Raw genomic sequence first — 396 nt, 5'->3', positions numbered from 1 at the left:
GTGAACGCCAGGCCTAAGCGTGCGAGCGTCTCGTGCGTCTCCTCGTGGGACGAGGTCGGGACGACGCCGAGCCGCCGCAGCAGGTCGACGGAGCCCAGCCGGGAGGTGTGGGCGCGCGAGCCGCTCTTGACCACCGGGGTGCCCGCCGCGGCGGCGACGAAGGCCGCGGCGGTGGAGAGATTGAGCGTGGGCGGCCCGCCGCCGGTGCCGACGATGTTCACGGCGCCGGTGAACGGCTCGCCCGCAGGGGGTCTGCGTTCGGCGAGCGAGTCCAGCAGGGCCGTCAGCGTGGCACGGCCGGGCGTCCGGGAGGACAGCGAGGCCAGGAGCGCCGCGCTCTCGCCCCGGCGCAGCCGGCCGTCGTGGAGGGCGTCCCACAGGGAGTGGAAGGCGTCC

The 396-nt window shown here is 76.0% G+C and carries 1 pseudogene; it reads right to left on the bottom strand.

Annotation, left to right across the window (positions count from 1 at the left end):
- Positions 1–396 (bottom strand): annotated as a pseudogene (locus LPA54_RS41270) (anthranilate phosphoribosyltransferase); the annotation flags it as partial.

The organism is Streptomyces sp. DH12 (genome assembly GCF_020873895.1).
Classification (GTDB): Bacteria; Actinomycetota; Actinomycetes; order Streptomycetales; family Streptomycetaceae; genus Streptomyces.
Note: the sequence above shows the minus strand (reverse complement) of the source record. Positions and strands in the feature narration are given on the sequence as shown.